The sequence below is a fragment of the Ligilactobacillus hayakitensis DSM 18933 = JCM 14209 genome (genome assembly GCF_000615845.1).
In the GTDB taxonomy this organism is placed as follows: domain Bacteria; phylum Bacillota; class Bacilli; order Lactobacillales; family Lactobacillaceae; genus Ligilactobacillus; species Ligilactobacillus hayakitensis.
The window spans coordinates 41,185-57,165 of record NZ_BAML01000001.1 but is presented as its reverse complement, the minus strand read 5'-3'; the positions used below and the strand labels follow the sequence as shown (position 1 = coordinate 57,165).

At 32.5% G+C, this 15,981-nt stretch carries 19 protein-coding genes and 1 other annotated feature; of the genes, 1 reads left to right on the top strand and 18 read right to left on the bottom strand.

The window, feature by feature from the left end:
• The 7 genes from murD to JCM14209_RS00240 form a co-directional block, all read right to left on the bottom strand.
• A complete protein-coding gene (gene murD / locus JCM14209_RS00270; protein WP_025021649.1) occupies positions 1-1,374 on the bottom strand; it encodes a UDP-N-acetylmuramoyl-L-alanine--D-glutamate ligase in 1,374 nt (457 codons plus the stop codon).
• Between the two features lie 33 nt (positions 1,375-1,407).
• Positions 1,408-2,370, bottom strand: coding sequence for a phospho-N-acetylmuramoyl-pentapeptide-transferase (gene mraY, locus JCM14209_RS00265; RefSeq protein WP_025021648.1), 963 nt, complete (start codon positions 2,368-2,370; stop codon positions 1,408-1,410).
• 9 nt (positions 2,371-2,379) lie between these two features.
• Positions 2,380-4,455 carry a penicillin-binding transpeptidase domain-containing protein gene (locus tag JCM14209_RS00260; RefSeq protein WP_420806407.1) on the bottom strand — a complete coding sequence of 692 codons (2,076 nt, stop codon included), beginning with the start codon at positions 4,453-4,455 and terminating at the stop codon, positions 2,380-2,382.
• 71 nt (positions 4,456-4,526) lie between these two features.
• Complete coding sequence (gene ftsL / locus JCM14209_RS00255) at positions 4,527-4,877, bottom strand: cell division protein FtsL (protein WP_025021646.1); 351 nt, start codon at positions 4,875-4,877, stop codon at positions 4,527-4,529.
• A gap of 14 nt (positions 4,878-4,891) precedes the next feature.
• Positions 4,892-5,836, bottom strand: a complete 945-nt coding sequence (rsmH, locus tag JCM14209_RS00250; protein WP_025021645.1) for a 16S rRNA (cytosine(1402)-N(4))-methyltransferase RsmH — start codon at positions 5,834-5,836, stop codon at positions 4,892-4,894.
• A 9-nt stretch (positions 5,837-5,845) separates the two neighbouring features.
• Positions 5,846-6,277: a division/cell wall cluster transcriptional repressor MraZ gene (mraZ, locus tag JCM14209_RS00245; protein ID WP_025021644.1), complete on the bottom strand. Its 432-nt coding sequence runs from the start codon at positions 6,275-6,277 to the stop codon at positions 5,846-5,848.
• Between the two features lie 137 nt (positions 6,278-6,414).
• Positions 6,415-6,774, bottom strand: a complete 360-nt coding sequence (locus JCM14209_RS00240; RefSeq protein ID WP_025021643.1) for a DUF3397 family protein — start codon at positions 6,772-6,774, stop codon at positions 6,415-6,417.
• Between the two features lie 154 nt (positions 6,775-6,928).
• On the opposite strand from JCM14209_RS00240, the gene JCM14209_RS09810 reads away from it, so the two are divergent.
• Positions 6,929-7,051 (top strand): DUF4044 domain-containing protein, encoded by a 123-nt coding sequence (locus tag JCM14209_RS09810; protein ID WP_025021642.1) that lies wholly within the window; start codon positions 6,929-6,931, stop codon positions 7,049-7,051.
• Positions 7,052-7,094: 43 nt separating this feature from the next.
• On the opposite strand, the gene JCM14209_RS00230 is transcribed toward JCM14209_RS09810, so the two are convergent.
• The 11 genes from JCM14209_RS00230 to JCM14209_RS00180 all read right to left on the bottom strand — a co-directional run bounded on the left by JCM14209_RS00230 (position 7,095) and on the right by JCM14209_RS00180 (position 15,916).
• Positions 7,095-7,955: an amino acid ABC transporter substrate-binding protein gene (locus tag JCM14209_RS00230; RefSeq protein WP_035519650.1), complete on the bottom strand. Its 861-nt coding sequence runs from the start codon at positions 7,953-7,955 to the stop codon at positions 7,095-7,097.
• Positions 7,955-8,593, bottom strand: a complete 639-nt coding sequence (locus JCM14209_RS00225) for an amino acid ABC transporter ATP-binding protein (RefSeq protein ID WP_025021640.1) — start codon at positions 8,591-8,593, stop codon at positions 7,955-7,957. Before JCM14209_RS00225 ends, JCM14209_RS00230 begins: the two co-directional genes overlap by 1 nt.
• A gap of 12 nt (positions 8,594-8,605) precedes the next feature.
• The gene (locus JCM14209_RS00220) at positions 8,606-9,247 is read right to left on the bottom strand and encodes an amino acid ABC transporter permease (protein WP_025021639.1); all 642 of its coding nucleotides are present in this window, start codon (positions 9,245-9,247) and stop codon (positions 8,606-8,608) included.
• Positions 9,248-9,300: 53 nt separating this feature from the next.
• Positions 9,301-9,536 (bottom strand) — a binding site (T-box leader).
• Between the two features lie 39 nt (positions 9,537-9,575).
• Entirely contained in the window at positions 9,576-10,379 is an 804-nt protein-coding gene (gene minD / locus JCM14209_RS00215; RefSeq protein ID WP_025021638.1) for a septum site-determining protein MinD, read from the bottom strand.
• 2 nt (positions 10,380-10,381) lie between these two features.
• The gene (locus JCM14209_RS00210) at positions 10,382-11,053 is read right to left on the bottom strand and encodes a septum site-determining protein MinC (protein WP_025021637.1); all 672 of its coding nucleotides are present in this window, start codon (positions 11,051-11,053) and stop codon (positions 10,382-10,384) included.
• A 17-nt stretch (positions 11,054-11,070) separates the two neighbouring features.
• On the bottom strand, positions 11,071-11,583 hold the full coding sequence (gene mreD, locus JCM14209_RS00205; protein ID WP_025021636.1) for a rod shape-determining protein MreD: 513 nt from the start codon (positions 11,581-11,583) through the stop codon (positions 11,071-11,073).
• Positions 11,584-11,595: 12 nt separating this feature from the next.
• Positions 11,596-12,450 (bottom strand): rod shape-determining protein MreC, encoded by an 855-nt coding sequence (gene mreC, locus JCM14209_RS00200; protein ID WP_025021635.1) that lies wholly within the window; start codon positions 12,448-12,450, stop codon positions 11,596-11,598.
• 109 nt (positions 12,451-12,559) lie between these two features.
• Positions 12,560-13,564 (bottom strand): rod shape-determining protein, encoded by a 1,005-nt coding sequence (locus JCM14209_RS00195; RefSeq protein WP_025021634.1) that lies wholly within the window; start codon positions 13,562-13,564, stop codon positions 12,560-12,562.
• Between the two features lie 109 nt (positions 13,565-13,673).
• Entirely contained in the window at positions 13,674-13,877 is a 204-nt protein-coding gene (locus tag JCM14209_RS00190; protein WP_025021633.1) for a cold-shock protein, read from the bottom strand.
• An 8-nt stretch (positions 13,878-13,885) separates the two neighbouring features.
• Complete coding sequence (gene radC / locus JCM14209_RS00185; RefSeq protein WP_025021632.1) at positions 13,886-14,563, bottom strand: RadC family protein; 678 nt, start codon at positions 14,561-14,563, stop codon at positions 13,886-13,888.
• Positions 14,564-14,614: 51 nt separating this feature from the next.
• Positions 14,615-15,916 (bottom strand): bifunctional folylpolyglutamate synthase/dihydrofolate synthase, encoded by a 1,302-nt coding sequence (locus tag JCM14209_RS00180; protein WP_025021631.1) that lies wholly within the window; start codon positions 15,914-15,916, stop codon positions 14,615-14,617.
• Positions 15,917-15,981: the final 65 nt, after the last annotated feature.

Sequence of the window (15,981 nt, the reverse complement as noted above, 5' to 3'; positions counted from 1 at the left end):
TTACTTATCCTCCAATTTTTCTGCTAATTTCTCAACTGCATCAATAAATTTATCGCCTCTAACTTCAAATGTTGGCCATTGATCCCAACTTGCACAGGCTGGTGATAAAAGAATGACATCCCCTGGTTGACTTTCTTCAAAAGCAATTGGTACTGCTGTCACAGCATTTTCAGTCTTAATGATTTTTTTAACACCTGCATTTTTACCCGCTTTCGCTAATAAGTCTGCAGTTTCTCCAAAAACAATCATTGCCCGTACATTTTTTAAGGCAGGTTCTAACTTTTCAAAAGTTACCCCTCGATCTAATCCACCTGCTAATAAAACAACTGGTCCCGAAAATCCTGCTAAGGCTTTTTCTGTTGCCTCCATATTTGTTGCTTTCGAGTCATTATAAAATTTCCGTTGAGCAATACTTCTTACAAATTGTGTTCGATGTCTTACACCTGAAAAATTATGTAGAACTTCAACAATTTCTTGGCTAGTCTTTCCTTGAATTTTAGCTACTGCAATTGCTGCGAGACAGTTTTCAACATTATGGCTTCCTGGAACCTTGATATCTGATAACTTCGCAACCACTTCATCTTTGTAGTAGATTTTATCATTATCCACATAAACTCCATCAGTAGATTTCTTTAACCGTGAAAATGGAATCACTTTTGCAGCAGTAAGGCGACTTAAATTTTGCCATTCTTCATTATCCCAGTTCACAACAAAATAATCGTCAGCCGTTTGATTTTTTACAATATTCATCTTCGCCTTAATATAATCTTCTCTCGATCCATGATAATCAAGATGGGCTTCGTATACATTCGTCAAAACAGCAATTTTGGGATGAAGTTCTGTAATTCCCATTAACTGAAAACTTGACAGTTCACTTACAATTTGATCGTCTTTTGTTGCTTTTTGAGCCACCTCGCTAAGTGGAATCCCAATATTTCCAGCAGCATAAGCATGGCCCTTAGCACAATTTTGATTTAACATCATTGAAATTAATGTAGTCGTTGTTGTTTTTCCGTTTGTTCCTGTGACCGAAATAAAAGGTGCTTCACTAATTTCGAAAGCTAATTCTGGTTCGGTAATAATATTAATATTACGTTTTATTGCTGTCGCAACCATAATATTATTGTATGGAATGCCTGGATTTTTAACCATTAAATCTACATTTTCTAATAATTCAGTTGGATGACTCCCAGTTATCACTTTAGCTCCAAGTTTTTCTAGGCGGTTGATATCATCCATTTTTTGGGGAGTATTTTTATCATTTACTATGACTTTTGCACCTAATTTTAAAAGGAGTTCCGCCGAATTAATTCCGCTTTTTCCAAGTCCTAATACTAGAACTGTTTTATTTTTGTAAGTTTCAATATTTTTCATGTCCATATAACTTCTTTCATTCTTATTGAAATTTTATAAAATCACCAACAATGCTATAACTGAACCGATGATTCCTATTGTCCAAAAAGTAATATCAATTTTCCATTCACTCCAACCTAACATTTCAAAATGATGATGGATCGGACTCATCTTAAAGATTCTTTTTCCTGTTAGCTTAAATGATGCAACTTGTAAGATTACACTCGCAGTTTCCATTACAAACACAAAACCTATCACCAAAAGAGCAAATTCATGGTGTGTCATTAAAGATACAGAAGCTAATGCTCCACCAAGAGCTAAAGAACCCATGTCTCCCATAAAGATTTTTGCAGGTTTGTGATTGAATACTAAAAATCCTAATAATGCACCAATAACTGTGATACAAAATAGCGCTACATCCATTTGATTTTGGTGATATGCAATAATCGCATATGTTCCAAATGCAATTACAGATTGACCAGCTACTAATCCGTCAAGCCCGTCTGTTAAATTGACAGCATTTGAAAAACCAACTAGCCAAAAAATAGCAAAAATTGTATATAATACTAATCCTAAATTAAATTCATGGCCGAACACTAATACTGAAAATGGTAATTTTTCATGCATCAATACTACTACAAATAAAATTGCCCCAATAATTTGACCGGATAATTTTTGCCATGCTTTTAATCCTTCATTTTGACGTTTTAACAATTTAATTGAATCATCCCACATACCTAAGCATCCATATAATAACAAGATAAACGTGATAATTAATAATTTAGGAGTTACTCCCACTTGTGTTAGTGCTCCGAATAAAAGTGCAACTAAAATTATAACAATATTAAATACAAAACCTCCCATTGTTGGAGTTCCCGCTTTTTTTTCATGCCAAGTTGGCCCTTCTTCTCGAATCATTTGTCCTTCTTTTTTGTCACGGAAATATTTAATGAATGCTGGTGTAAAGAGGATTGTCAACCCAAAAGCACTCACGATTGGTAATATAATATCTAACATCTTCTTCTCCTATTTTAATTTAATTTCAATAATATCAGAATTTTTCAATTCTCCTCCGGCAGCAATACTTTGATAGTATGCATATCCTGAGCCTTTAAATGTTACTTTAATGCCAGTTAATTTAGACAATTTAGTAATGTCACTACGCGACCAACCATTTAAGTCTGGCATGGTTTTTTGTCCGTTTGAGAGTAATAAAACTTTTGATCCGCTAACCATAACCGAACCTGCTTTTTCTGATTGTTCAACGATTTCATTTCCATTTCCAATTACCGCAGGATTGAAACCTATTGAGGCTAATTTTTCTTTAGCATTTTTTGTATCTTCTCCTATTACGTTTGGAATATTTTTACTAATTTGATTGTCTTGACTACTATTTGTATCTAGCACTTGTTTCATAACTGGTTTGAAAATCTTAGCAATATTTTCTGTAGCATTATTATTATTAAATGATTTAGGTTGTTTAACTGTGATATAAACGATATAACGAGGCTTATCTGCTGGCGCTATCCCCACTACAGAGAATGTATAATTTGCATCACCACTCATATATCCCCCACCGTTTGGATTTGCTATCTGAGCAGTCCCTGTTTTGGCAGCAATTTTATACCCATCGATTTGATAATCATGTCCTAAGCCATCTTTGTCATATACAACACCCTTCATCATATCAATGACTTTTTTACTAGTCTTAGCTGAAATTGGTCGTCCCACTACCTTAGTTTTAGATTGGAAAACTATTTTTCCATTATTAGGATCAACAATTTTATCAATAATTCGTGGTTGAACCATTTTCCCATCATTAGCAATTGCAGAGAAAGCTTGCATCATTTGCATTACAGACACATTAATCCCTTGTCCGTATGCAGTGTTAGCTTGGTCTATCGGATATTTATAGTTTATGGACCCGCTAGTTTCAGAGCCTAAACCTAATCCTACAGGTCTTAACAAGCCGAACTTCCGAATATAATTCATCCATGTTTTCTTACCCATTTTTTGTTCTAAATGTGCCATAACAACATTAGATGAACGAGCAAAACCTTGAGATACAGTTAAATATCCCCATCCCGAACGATTCCAATCATAGATTGATTGTCCATCAATACTATAAGAACCCGTACCGAAAATTTCATTTGGGTTGTAGTGACCTGAATTAATCGCCGCTGCGACCGTTAAAACTTTCATTGTTGATCCCGGCTCGTAACTATCTTCAATTAAAGTATTTCTCCAAACTTGATCCAAACCTTTTTTTGTTTGTGAATTAAAGGTTGGTCGTTGACTAGCAGCTAAAACTTTCCCAGTTTTAGCGTCCATTACAACCGCGTTAATGGATGTCGCATTAAATTTCTTTTGATTTGTAGTTAATTGGGTTTCAAGCGTTGATTGAATCTTTGGATCTAATGTAGTGTAAATATTATCACCGTTTTGAACAGCCTGCTTCTTTTGTGTTGATCCCGGTAACCTTACACCATGACTATCTGTTGCTTCGGTACTGACACCATCTTTACCAGATAGTTGCTTATTATAGACTTTTTCAATCCCCATAACCCCAATTAACTTATTGTTTTCAGATTCTGCCAAGCCTACTATATGTGAACTAAAATACCCATTAGGATATAAACGTGCTTGTTTTGGTGTAAAATTAATTCCCGATAATTTATATGAATCAATTTTCTTTTTAGTCTCCAAAGAAATATTTTCACCGGCAGTACCTAACTCTACTTGATAATATTTCTTCGGATTAGCACTTAAAATTTTGCGTACTCTTTTATAACTGATTGGTAAATTTTCACTTAAAACCTTAGCAGCTTCATCTTTTTTATTATCAGGCAAATATAATTTTTTTCCATAAGCTACGGCACTTTTAGAAAGAACGATATAAACCGAATAAGATGTCGTATCTTCGGCAATTGGCTGATTAGCAGCATCGTATATCGTCCCTCTTTTTGCCTTAATTTCAGTTTTACTCATGTACAATTGTTTGACACTTGTTTTTAGATCTACTCCACGTGCTTTATGTGATGTGGCAATAGAAAAAAAACGTCCAACAATCAAAATTGTACCTAGAGTAATAAGCATTATCATTAAAATCCCGAAATTACGGCGATTATTTTGATTTGTCTCTGGTGATTTTTGAGGACGTTTATTTTTCATATTCATTTAGTTACATTCCTTATGTTTTTATTGTTCAAAGTTAAACCTGATGTATCAGCAACTTTTTCCAATCTTGAATAATTTGAAAGTTCACTAATTTCTTGCTTTAAATCAGAATTTTTATTATTAATTTGACTAATCTGTGTTGTTTTTCTTTGTAATTCTAATTGTGCGTTTGTCAAACCAACATTTGAAGCAATTACACCAACTGTCATTAATCCAATCCAGACTATTGATGCATATGTAGGTATTAGTAATTTTTTATGTAGTAATACTGAGTTGCTGTTAGATACATTTTTTTGCTCTTGTTGTTGCTGTCTTTGTTGTTGCAATTGGCTAGCTACTTGTGCCATAATCTATCCCTCCCTTATTTTTTTGCTATCACTCTAAGTTTTGCAGAATGTGCGCGATTATTTTCTCTTACTTCTTTTTCTGATGGTAAAATTGGTTTTCTTGTTATTAATCTATAATCAACTTGATATTCATCCGGAATTACAGGTAATCCTTGAGGTAAATCAGGTAGTGACGTTTTTTGCTTAAACATAACTTTAACTAATCGATCTTCTAGTGATTGAAATGTAATCACACTAATTCGTCCTTTAGGATTCAACAAATCAAGCGCTTGTTCCAATGACTCTTCTAGGGCTCCTAATTCATCATTAACTGCAATTCTAATCGCTTGAAAGGTTTTTTTAGCTGGATGACCACCTTTTCTACGAGCTTTTGCAGGAATAGCTTCCTTAATCAAATCAACTAATTGACCTGTAGTTTCGATTGTTTGAGTTTTTCGCTTAGTTTCAATTCTTCGTGCAATTGACTTGGCAAATTTTTCCTCACCATAGCGATAAAAAATCCTGACTAATTGTTCATAACTCCACTCATTGACAATATCTTTTGCTGTTAGCGTTTGGCTTTGATCCATTCGCATGTCTAAAGTAGCATCGTGATTATAACTAAATCCTCGTTGCCCATCATCAAATTGGGGCGATGAAACTCCTAAATCATACAAAATACCGTCTACCTTAGTAATTCCTAAGTTTTCTAATTCAGTTTTAATGTTTCTAAAATTACTCTTTACAAAAGTTATTTTACCAATTTTTTCTTCATCAATAAACTTACTTTTATTAAAATTAATTGCTGTAATATCTTGATCAAACGAAATTAAACGACCTTCTTCATTTAATTTAGATAAAATCAAGCCACTATGCCCTCCCCCACCGAGTGTACAATCAACGTATACGCCGTCTGGTTTAATATCTAATTCTTCTACTGCCTCATTTAAAAGGACCGTAACATGTTTAAAGTCAGCCATCTTTCTCTCCTATAAATCAAAGTCAATTATATTTTCAGCAATTTCATCAAAATTTTCTTCTGTGTCATCTGTAAATGCATCCCATCGTTGCTCGCTCCAAATTTCAAAACGATCTGAAACTCCGACAATCACACATTTTTTATTTAATTTTCCGTGAACTCTCAAAGCTTTAGGAATTGTAACTCTTCCTTGCTTATCAAATTCACAAACAACTGCTGCAGAATAAAGAAATCTAACAAATGCTCGTGCATCTTTTTTTGTAAGTGGTAATTTCTTTAATTTATTTTGTAGGTCTATCCAATCTTCTTGAGTATAACCAAATAAACACCCATCCATCCCCCGTGTAATAATGAATGTTTTACCAAGTTCTTCACGAAATTTTGCAGGAATGATTAGGCGTCCTTTAATGTCAATTGTATGTCTAAATTCACCCATGAACATAGGATTTCACCACCTACATGTTATTCAATAATAATATTACCACAATCCCCCACTTTAAACCACACTTTCTCCACCAATTCCCATTTTTTAAAAAAATATAAAAAAATCCCGCAATAAAAATTGCGAGATAAATTTTATTAAGAAAATAATTTGTAAATTGCAAGAAAAAATAACAATATATATACAATAGTTATTATTAAATCAGTGATTCTCAGTAATCTAACCCAAAATTCCTTCATTTTGATGTTTCCATTTTTTCTTGCTAAATATAGGGTCATCATAATTCCAATTATAGATATTACAAAAATTAAATGTGGGATGATTGAAATTTTCCAAATAGAAATGGATAATTTATTTATCAAAATAAGTAATAAAATAGACATCAAATCTTTTTTTCGTAAATCTTTAGGCCAAAACTTTTTTAATGCCCCCTTAAAAAATGATAACACTATAAATGCAAATATAAGTTGCAAAATTTGTAGGAATAAACTAATCATCAATTGACACCTTTTCAAGATTATTTATAAATTAACTCTATCATAATTTTTAATCAAATTCACTATTTCTAATTTCAATACTGGAGAAACTTGCAATTTGATTACATCAAAGATATAGTAATATGTATAACTATAATAGATACAGGTGATATGTATGGCAAAAAATGAAAAAAAGAAAAAATCAACATTTCAAAAAATTACAATGGTTATCGTTTGGTTAATGTTAATCATTACTGTTGGCGCTGTTGTTTTAAGTTCACTCGTTCCATTCATGTAAAACAAAAAGAGGCAAAGAATATCTTCATTTCTTTGCCTCTTTTTTATTTATTTTTTTCTAAATTTTTCATTGGAATATTTTGAGATGTTCCAAACCATTTTTTACTAATTTGATTTAATTTTCCGTTTCGAGCTAACTCAGATAAAGCCATATCTATCTTTTTTTGCAAGGTAACGTCACCTTTTCTCATACCTACCGCAAAATCTTCACTCTGAAAACCAGTTGATATCACTCGATACATTTTAGGATTTTTTTGATGAGCTATATAATAATCTGCATAAACACTATCAATTAAAAGACCTTGAATTCTTCCAGCATTTAAATCTAAAAAAGCATTATTAAAGGTATCATATTGAATATTAGTTTTAATGTAATCCTTTAAAATTTTAGGTTGTGATTCAAAAGCTTCATACCCTGAAGATCCACTTTGAATTCCTAATGTTTTACCTTTCATCTGTTTAGGTTCGTCAATTTTTGAACTTGTTTTAGTAACAAGAACCTGTTGATTTTTTAAATATGGTTGACTAAATGCTACAGTCTTTTTTCTTTCATCATTAATAGTATAACCATTCCAAATTAAATCAATTGTGCCATTTCGTAATTCAGTTTCTTTCATCGACCAATCAATTGTTTGAAAATCAACGTCAATTCCGTACTTATTAAATACTGCGCGGGCTAAATCAATATCAAAACCTACTAACTGCCCATTTTTTTCACGAAAACCCATCGGAACAAAACTATCATCAAGTCCGATTGTGACTTTCTTTTTCTTTTCAATTTCATCCCACTTATCTACAGTAGCGGCTTTTTGTTTAACATTAGTACATCCCGTTAAAAAAATTACAGCCAAAAAAAACAATGATACTAATTTTAAATATTTTTTCAAAAAACTCACTCCACTCATTAATTTTCTAATGGTTTTACCTTCAGAATATTATCAGCCACATCTTGGGCAAACTTCATATCGTGAGTGACAATAATTTGTGTCATTCCTTCTTTTTTCAAATCCAGAATAATATTTTTTACTGTTTGTGTTAATGCTGGATCTAATGCTGAAGTCGGTTCATCATAGCATAAAATTTTAGGTTTCATAGCCAATGCCCGTGCAATTGCGACACGTTGTTTTTGACCACCCGATAGCTGATATGGATATAAATCTGCTTTATCGCCTAAAGCAAGTCCATCAAGTAATTTTAAAGCTTCTTTTTGTGCCTCTTGCTTTGATTGTTTCAAAGCCATTTGAGGTGCCAATGTTATATTATCAAGCACCGTTAAGTGTGGAAATAAATTGTAATCTTGGAAAACAACTCCAATTACTGAATCATTATTTTCATTTTTATACGGATCAAATTCTTTTCCATCTACAATAAATGATCCTTCATCGATTTTTTCTAAACCACTAATACAGCGTAGTAAAGTTGTTTTTCCTCCACCAGATTGACCAACGATACATAAAATTTCACCATCAGCTACATCTAAATTAAGATGATTAACAATAACCTTATCGCTAAATTTTTTTACAATATTCTTTAGTTCTAACATCCTGCTAACCTCCTATTTCCAATAACTATAGTATTTTTCTAAACGCTTAAGTCCGTAAGTTAAAATTGCAGTCATTAATAAATAAATTACCGCAACCATCAAGAGTGGTACTAACGTCACATCACGACTCGTCGCAACATTACCGGCACGAAGTAAATCTCCTAATCCAATTACATAAACTAAACTAGAATCTTTAACTAAGTTAATAACTTCATTTCCAATTGATGGAAGTACAATCTTAAAGACTTGCGGCGCTACAATTTTACGAATTGTTTGCCAATATGTTAAGCGCAAAACTTTTGCACTTTCATATTGACCTTTATCAATCGATTGCAACCCTCCACGAAAAATTTCCGCAAAATAAGCGGCATAATTTAAAATGAATGCAAATAGTGCTGCATCAAATCTTTCTAAAGTAATTCCAACTAATGGTAATCCATAAAATACAAAAATTAATTGAAGTAATAATGGTGTTCCTCGCATTAGCCAAACATAAAAGTTTAGGATATATTTTATGATTTTTAAATTGGTCATCATTGCTAATCCAACAACTAATCCTAAAGGAACAGATCCAATTATTGTCCATATAAACACTTCTAGTGTTATTTTAGCCCCATTCAATAGGGACGGTAGCACTTCTACTATATATTGCATATCTAGTTTCTCCTTTCTCAAATAAAAAAGCCTCTTAGATTATAAAAATAATCTAAGAGGGCACTGATAGTAAGTACGGTTCCACCTCATCTTTGTTATTTCTTCGCAGAAATAACCTCATTGAGTTTATAACTCACGTTGCTAACGAAACTACCCGAATATACCTACTTAAGTTCGATATACTAGCTCATGGATGTGGTTCGGAAAGGAAAGATACATCTTATTACAGCATATTAAGATGCTCTCTTTAATCTTTAACCTTACTTACTCTTCCAATCATTGCTTTTAATTATATTAATTAAACACTACTTTTTTTATAGTGTCAAGTTTATTTATTAAACCACTTGAAGATTTTACCAAAGAAACCACTTTGTTTTTCTTGTTTAATTGTCATCAAAGGTACGGTTTCTCCTTCTAGGCGACGTGCAATATTACGATATCCTCTAGAAGCTGCATTCTTTTCATTTAAAACAACCGGTTCCCCTTTATTTGAATATGCAATTACTGCATCATCATCAAATACAATCCCAATTAATTTAATCGATAAGTGACGCGTGATATCATCAACATCCATCATATCTCCATCGTTCATCATTTGACGACGAATTCTTGAAATTACTAACATTGGTGGTTGATCCAAATCTTGTTGTTCTAATAATCCAACTACTCGGTCGGCATCGCGAACTGATGAAATTTCAGGCGTTGAAACAACAATTGCTTCATCTGCCCCTGCTACAGCATTAGCAAAACCTTGCTCAATTCCAGCTGGACAATCTAAAAGAACATAATCAAAATCTGCTTTTAGTTCGTCAACAATTTCTTTTACTTCATCAGGTTCTACCGCTGATTTATCAGTATTTTGTGCCGCAGGTAAAAGATATAAATTATCATCAAAACGCTTATCTTTAATTAAAGCTTGGTGTAATTTAGCTGTCCCTTCTGCTACATCTACAATATTGTAAATAATTCGGTTGTCTAATCCTAAGACAACGTCAAGATTTCTTAAACCAATATCTAAATCAACAAGGCAGACTCTTTTCCCCATCAAAGCAAGAGCTGTCCCAAGATTGGCACTAGTCGTAGTTTTACCTACGCCACCTTTACCGGATGTAATAACAATCGCTTTTCCCATATTTAAATTCCTCCTACCTGATTAAATATTTTTGGTCGTAAAATTTTTAATTTATCTAAAGTCTCAAATTCAAGTGCATGTAACTCATTTACATATACAATAGTTTCACTTGAAGCAGTAACTTTTTCTTCGTCAACGATATCAACTAAATCACCAATTCTAAGTTGTTGAGCTCCTTTAATATTCCCAACAATTACAGATGTAATATTACTATCAAATCCCGCATGGATAATTCCGTGAATATTACCTAAACTATAAATATTTCCGGTCGCTCTTAAAATTCCACCTTGATGAACATCACCTAAAAACAATAAATCTCCGTTAACTGTCTTCACTTGCCCATTTCTGATAACATCTCCAACAATGTGGACACTTTTATTTTGGATTAATTCCATCGCATCTTTCATTTCAACTACATCGGAAATAATGCGATGTATGGTAAAGTTTTCGTATTTAGTTATAATCTTTTCAATTTTTTGACATTGTTCATCACTTAGCAATCGTTTTCCCGTTTTAACATCGAAAGAAATGCTATCTTTTTCTTCAATTTTCTTTTCTTGCTTTAACTTATCTATTAATTCTTCGAGCTCTTTAGTTATATCTTTGAATGAAGCTTCTTGCTTTAATTCGATTTCATAACCTTCTTTATAACCCTTTAATACAATTGCACTCACAGCATTTCACCTCAACATTAAAATTCTTCTCGATAAAAACTTGATATTGGAATAAACAAAACAACAAACCATGCTAAATTATACGCCAAAGTTGGACCCAATGTTCTTCCGATTAGCATTGTTAACGGTTCACTTGTAAATCCTAATATTGAATTAGCCCAGTAATCTAACAATGTTAACACCGTTATATCTATCAAATATATTAATAATACCACAAGAAATGAGCGTGTAAAATATTTAAAAATTTCTTGGGTAATATAAACCATTAACGGTAATATAAGCGTGAAGACGCCCAAAATACCTGTATAATACAAGTCGTAAATGATACCTGCAACAATACTCCACAAATAAATTCGTTCAACATTTCCATAACAAATTGCCATCACTAACCATAACAACATAAGGCGACTTTCAACAGAAGTAAGATTAGTAAAAAAATGAGGAGCAAACATCTGCGTTAAACTTCCGTCTAAAAAAACTGAAATAATTAAGCCAATTGGAAATAAATATGATATTTTTTCTAAATTCATCCACATTATCTCCTAATCATCATTTCTTTGGATTACTGTCACAAAACTTAAATCATCTAAATCGGCAGCTGGTTTAATATATATTTTGGAAGGCAAGCCGTAATCATCATCTGAAACTTTTTCAACGTTCCCGATTAAGAGCCCTTTAGGTGTTTTACCACCCATTCCTGAAGTAACCACCTTTGAACCCTTCTTTATTTTTTTCTTAGATGTTACTTGTCCCATTACTAATTCACCAGAATTAGTGTCAAAATCAGTAATCAATCCATTTACAACTGTTTGATCCTCACTTGTTACTTGAACTGCAAAGCGGTTGGCTGAATCGTTACTAGTCGAAATCAACTCAACCTTGCTATTAGTCTTGTTGACTTCTGCTACTCTACCAACTAAACCTTTACGAGATAAAACTGCTGCGCCCTTTGTAACGCCTACAAGCGAACCTTTATTTATCACAACTTGATTTTGCCATGTAGATGGTGTTCGAGTTAACACATACGCATTTACCTTAGTATAATCGGTTAAACTTTTACTTAATTTTAATTGTGCCTTTAATTGTTGATTTTCTTTTCTTAAAGTTTGATTTTCAGCATCTTTTTCTGCAATATTTTCAACTTGTTCTTTCAATTGTCTGTTTTCTTTGTAAGTATTCAACAAATCCCCAAAAGAACCAACTGTATTTTTAGCCCCTGCCATTGGATATGCTACTAACCGGTCTACCATCCCAGAAGCATCATTTCCAAATTGTTGAATAAACGTTGGAGTTTGGCGATTATTTCTTACTGCAATCGAAAAAGAAGTCATTAAAAATCCAATAATCAAAATAATTAGTATATAAACTAATCTTTTGTTTAAAAAAAACTTTTGCATTTTTACTACTCCTTATGCTTTTTTTCGAACATTAAAAAAAGTCGTATCCATTTTAGGAGGATAAGTATCAAAATTCTCCAAATCGATTCGACTTCATCTACTTAGTTAGTTATTTATCTTTCATAACCTCAATGCTCTTTAATGATTCACCAGTACCAATAGCTACACAATCTAGCGGTTCTGATGCAACAAATACCGGAACTTTTGTGGCTTCGGAAATAACTTCTGGCAAATGGCGTAATAGTGCTCCGCCACCTGTTAAGACGATTCCGTGATCAATTACGTCAGCCGCAATTTCAGGAGATGTTTCTTCTAATGTTTCTTTAATCGCAACAATAATTTCTTGTACAACTTCTTGAATAGCTTCAGCAACATCAACAGCTTTAATCTCTACTGTTTGCGGTAAACCTGAAACTAAATCTCTCCCCCGAATACTTTGACTTTCAATATCTTTAGCTGCTTCTACTGAAGCTGATGCAACATCGATTTTTAATTGTTCAGCAGTTCTTTCACCGATTAATAAATTGAAGTTATTACGCACGTAAGAAATAATTGCTTCATCAATTTTATCTCCGGCCATTCTAATTGATCGACTTGATACAATTCCTCCTAAAGAAATTGTCGCAACATCAGTAGTTCCCCCACCAATATCAACTACCATATTTCCTGTTGGATCCATAACTGGAAGTCCCGCACCAATTGCTGCTGCAAAAGGTTCTTCAATTGTGTAAGCATCACGGGCCCCAGCTACTCGAGTAGCATCAATAACAGCTCTTTTTTCAACTTCAGTGACACCACTTGGGACACATACCATGACATATGGTTTATTTGCTTTATTGCCTAACGCTTTTTCAATATAATATTGCATCATTGAAACAGTTGTATCATAGTCTGCAATAACTCCATCTTTCATTGGACGGATTGCTTTTATGCTACCAGGTGTACGACCAATCATGTCTCTAGCTTCTGAACCTACAGAAACAACTTCACCTGTTTTAGTATTTTTTGCTACAACAGATGGTTCACGTAATACAATTCCCTTACCTTCTTCATAAACGATTGTATTAGCTGTCCCTAAATCAATTCCAATATTTTTAGTTCCAATTCCGAACACTCTATTTCTTCCCTTCTACAACCCATACGGGCATACTCTCATGCTTTGATTATATCATATTTACTACGTATCTTTTATAATAAATATTGAATAAATATTTATAATTTTATTAATCTAACACTTCAACATTTGCAGCTTGAAAGCCCTTCATTCCTTCAATTAGAACAAATGAAACTTTTTGTCCTGGGACCAATGTTTTGAATCCTGGTGTCATTACAGCTGTAAAATGCACAAAGACATCATCTTTTTTGCCATCTGGAGTAATAAATCCAAACCCTTTTTCTTTATTAAATTTATGAACTGTTCCTAACATATCGTACCTCAAAATTCTACTATTCTTTCTTCCGCCAAACTTAAATAAGATTCTTTTCCAACAATAATATGATCAATTACTTCAATCCCAATAATCTTTCCTGCCGCAATTAATCTTTTTGTTAGATTCAAATCATTTTGGGAAGGTTGTACATTTCCACTTGGATGATTATGTACTACTAATATTCTAGCACAACTGTAATTCAATGCATGCTTAAATATTTCACGGGGATGTACAGTTGCTGAATTTAATGTGCCTTTAAAAATTATTTTTTCATTTAATATTTGATTTTTTGTATCCAAACATAAGCAAACTAGGACTTCCTGCTTATAATTTCCAATTTTTTCAACCAAATATCTACCTACCAATTCACTCGATAACACTTGGCCTAAGATAACATTATCAGATTTCTTGTATCTGTTTGAAAATTCACGCATTGCTTTTACAATCGCTAAGCGATCAGGTGTTTTAAAAATCCTTAGCAAATCATCATTATTCATATATTTTAAATCGCCAACCGTTTTATGCTCGCTAAAATATGTTCGAATAACCTGCTTCGTAAATGTTTTTGCTAATTTGACGCTTAATACTGTATCCAATAACTCTTGTTCAGTTAATGTCTCAGCACCAAATTTATTAATTTTATCAATTAAATATTTTTCTGAATAAGTTTTTGCTAAATTCATTATTAATCACCTCACATATAACATACGTAAAATAATTTATAATTTTTCTACTTATTTGAAATACTTTCTAACTTCTGAAATAAAATATAACGATCCTGTAAACAAAATCATATCTTCCATCGACATTAAATTAGTGACTTCCAGTAAAGCCTCTTGCCAACTTTTAGCCTGTTTTACATTAGGAAATTTTTCTTTTAAATATTTCAAGTTAGTTACTTTCCGATGCGCATTAAACGTTGTAACTACCAAATGAACATTTTTTAGCGTCAGTAATTCTGCAATCATTTCATCAGCTGCTTTGTCTTCTAAAATCGAAATAATCACGTATATTTCACGATCAGAAAATTTTTCTCGTAATACTTTTTTTATTTCCTGAATTGCTGCTAAATTATGTGCTCCATCAAGAACTATCAATGGTTCTTGATTAACCAATTCTAATCTTCCCTGCCAGCTAGTCTTTTCGATTGCATCTTTAATAAGATTTGTAGAAATTTCGATATTTTCCATTTCCGCAAATTTAATGAATGCAGCAATTGCAAGGGCTGCGTTTTTCACTTGATGTTGACCTTGCATAGAAATTTTTATTTTTTGAATATCATATCCCATTCCATGAAAGGAAAATTTTTCTCCCCAATGCATTGTCGGAGCTTTTTTATAAATAAATTCTTGCCCCATTTCATAAACCAGTGAGTTCTTTTGCTGCGCAGCTTCTATTAATACTTGTTTTGGCTTAGGCAAGATATCACCTAAAATTGTCGGTTGATTATTTTTTATGATGCCAGATTTTTGGAAAGCAATTTCTTTTAATGTGTCCCCTAAAATTTTATTATGATCCATTCTAACATTTGTTATTACAGATAAAATTGGCGTTAAAACATTTGTGGAATCAAATTTACCTCCGATTCCGACTTCAATAACAGCATAATCGACTGCTTGTTGTTTAAAATATAGAAACATCATCGCTGTGATAATTTCAAATTCTGTTGGACCACCAAATTCACTTTGCTTATCTTCATCCATTTTATTTACAATTGGCTCAATTACTCTAACCAACTCGAGTAAATCTTCATCCGAAATCATATTACCATTAATTGCAATTCTTTCATTAAATTTCTGGATAAACGGCGAGGTAAAAGTACCAACCGAATAACCAGTTGCTTTGATTAAATCACGTAAATATGCAGTCGTTGATCCTTTTCCATTTGTACCAGTTACATGAATAAATTTTCCTCCAACATGAGGATTTCCTAACTTTTCTAATAAATATTGCATCCGTTTTAGTGTCGGGATTTTCTTAAACTGAGTTCTACCATGAATAAATTCCAAGGCTTCATCGTAATTATTAACAACCATTTTTTATTCCTACTCTTCATTTTCTATATTTAAGATTACCATATCTTTCATTTACTTTTCCATAT

Excerpts from the sequence above, each read along its gene's own strand:
- murD (WP_025021649.1), bottom strand. The coding sequence starts at position 1,374 with ATGAAAAATATTGAAACTTACAAAAATAAAACAGTTCTAGTATTAGGA.
- mraY (WP_025021648.1), bottom strand. The coding sequence starts at position 2,370 with ATGTTAGATATTATATTACCAATCGTGAGTGCTTTTGGGTTGACAATC.
- JCM14209_RS00230 (WP_035519650.1), bottom strand. The coding sequence starts at position 7,955 with ATGAGTGGAGTGAGTTTTTTGAAAAAATATTTAAAATTAGTATCATTG.
- JCM14209_RS00225 (WP_025021640.1), bottom strand. The coding sequence starts at position 8,593 with ATGTTAGAACTAAAGAATATTGTAAAAAAATTTAGCGATAAGGTTATT.
- JCM14209_RS00240 (WP_025021643.1), bottom strand. The coding sequence starts at position 6,774 with ATGATTAGTTTATTCCTACAAATTTTGCAACTTATATTTGCATTTATA.
- radC (WP_025021632.1), bottom strand. The coding sequence starts at position 14,563 with ATGAATTTAGCAAAAACTTATTCAGAAAAATATTTAATTGATAAAATT.
- JCM14209_RS09810 (WP_025021642.1), top strand. The coding sequence starts at position 6,929 with ATGGCAAAAAATGAAAAAAAGAAAAAATCAACATTTCAAAAAATTACA.
- JCM14209_RS00220 (WP_025021639.1), bottom strand. The coding sequence starts at position 9,247 with ATGCAATATATAGTAGAAGTGCTACCGTCCCTATTGAATGGGGCTAAA.
- JCM14209_RS00190 (WP_025021633.1), bottom strand. The coding sequence starts at position 13,877 with ATGTTAGGAACAGTTCATAAATTTAATAAAGAAAAAGGGTTTGGATTT.
- minD (WP_025021638.1), bottom strand. The coding sequence starts at position 10,379 with ATGGGAAAAGCGATTGTTATTACATCCGGTAAAGGTGGCGTAGGTAAA.
- mreD (WP_025021636.1), bottom strand. The coding sequence starts at position 11,583 with ATGAATTTAGAAAAAATATCATATTTATTTCCAATTGGCTTAATTATT.
- ftsL (WP_025021646.1), bottom strand. The coding sequence starts at position 4,877 with ATGGCACAAGTAGCTAGCCAATTGCAACAACAAAGACAGCAACAACAA.
- JCM14209_RS00180 (WP_025021631.1), bottom strand. The coding sequence starts at position 15,916 with ATGGTTGTTAATAATTACGATGAAGCCTTGGAATTTATTCATGGTAGA.
- JCM14209_RS00260 (WP_420806407.1), bottom strand. The coding sequence starts at position 4,455 with ATGATAATGCTTATTACTCTAGGTACAATTTTGATTGTTGGACGTTTT.
- mreC (WP_025021635.1), bottom strand. The coding sequence starts at position 12,450 with ATGCAAAAGTTTTTTTTAAACAAAAGATTAGTTTATATACTAATTATT.
- mraZ (WP_025021644.1), bottom strand. The coding sequence starts at position 6,277 with ATGTTCATGGGTGAATTTAGACATACAATTGACATTAAAGGACGCCTA.
- rsmH (WP_025021645.1), bottom strand. The coding sequence starts at position 5,836 with ATGGCTGACTTTAAACATGTTACGGTCCTTTTAAATGAGGCAGTAGAA.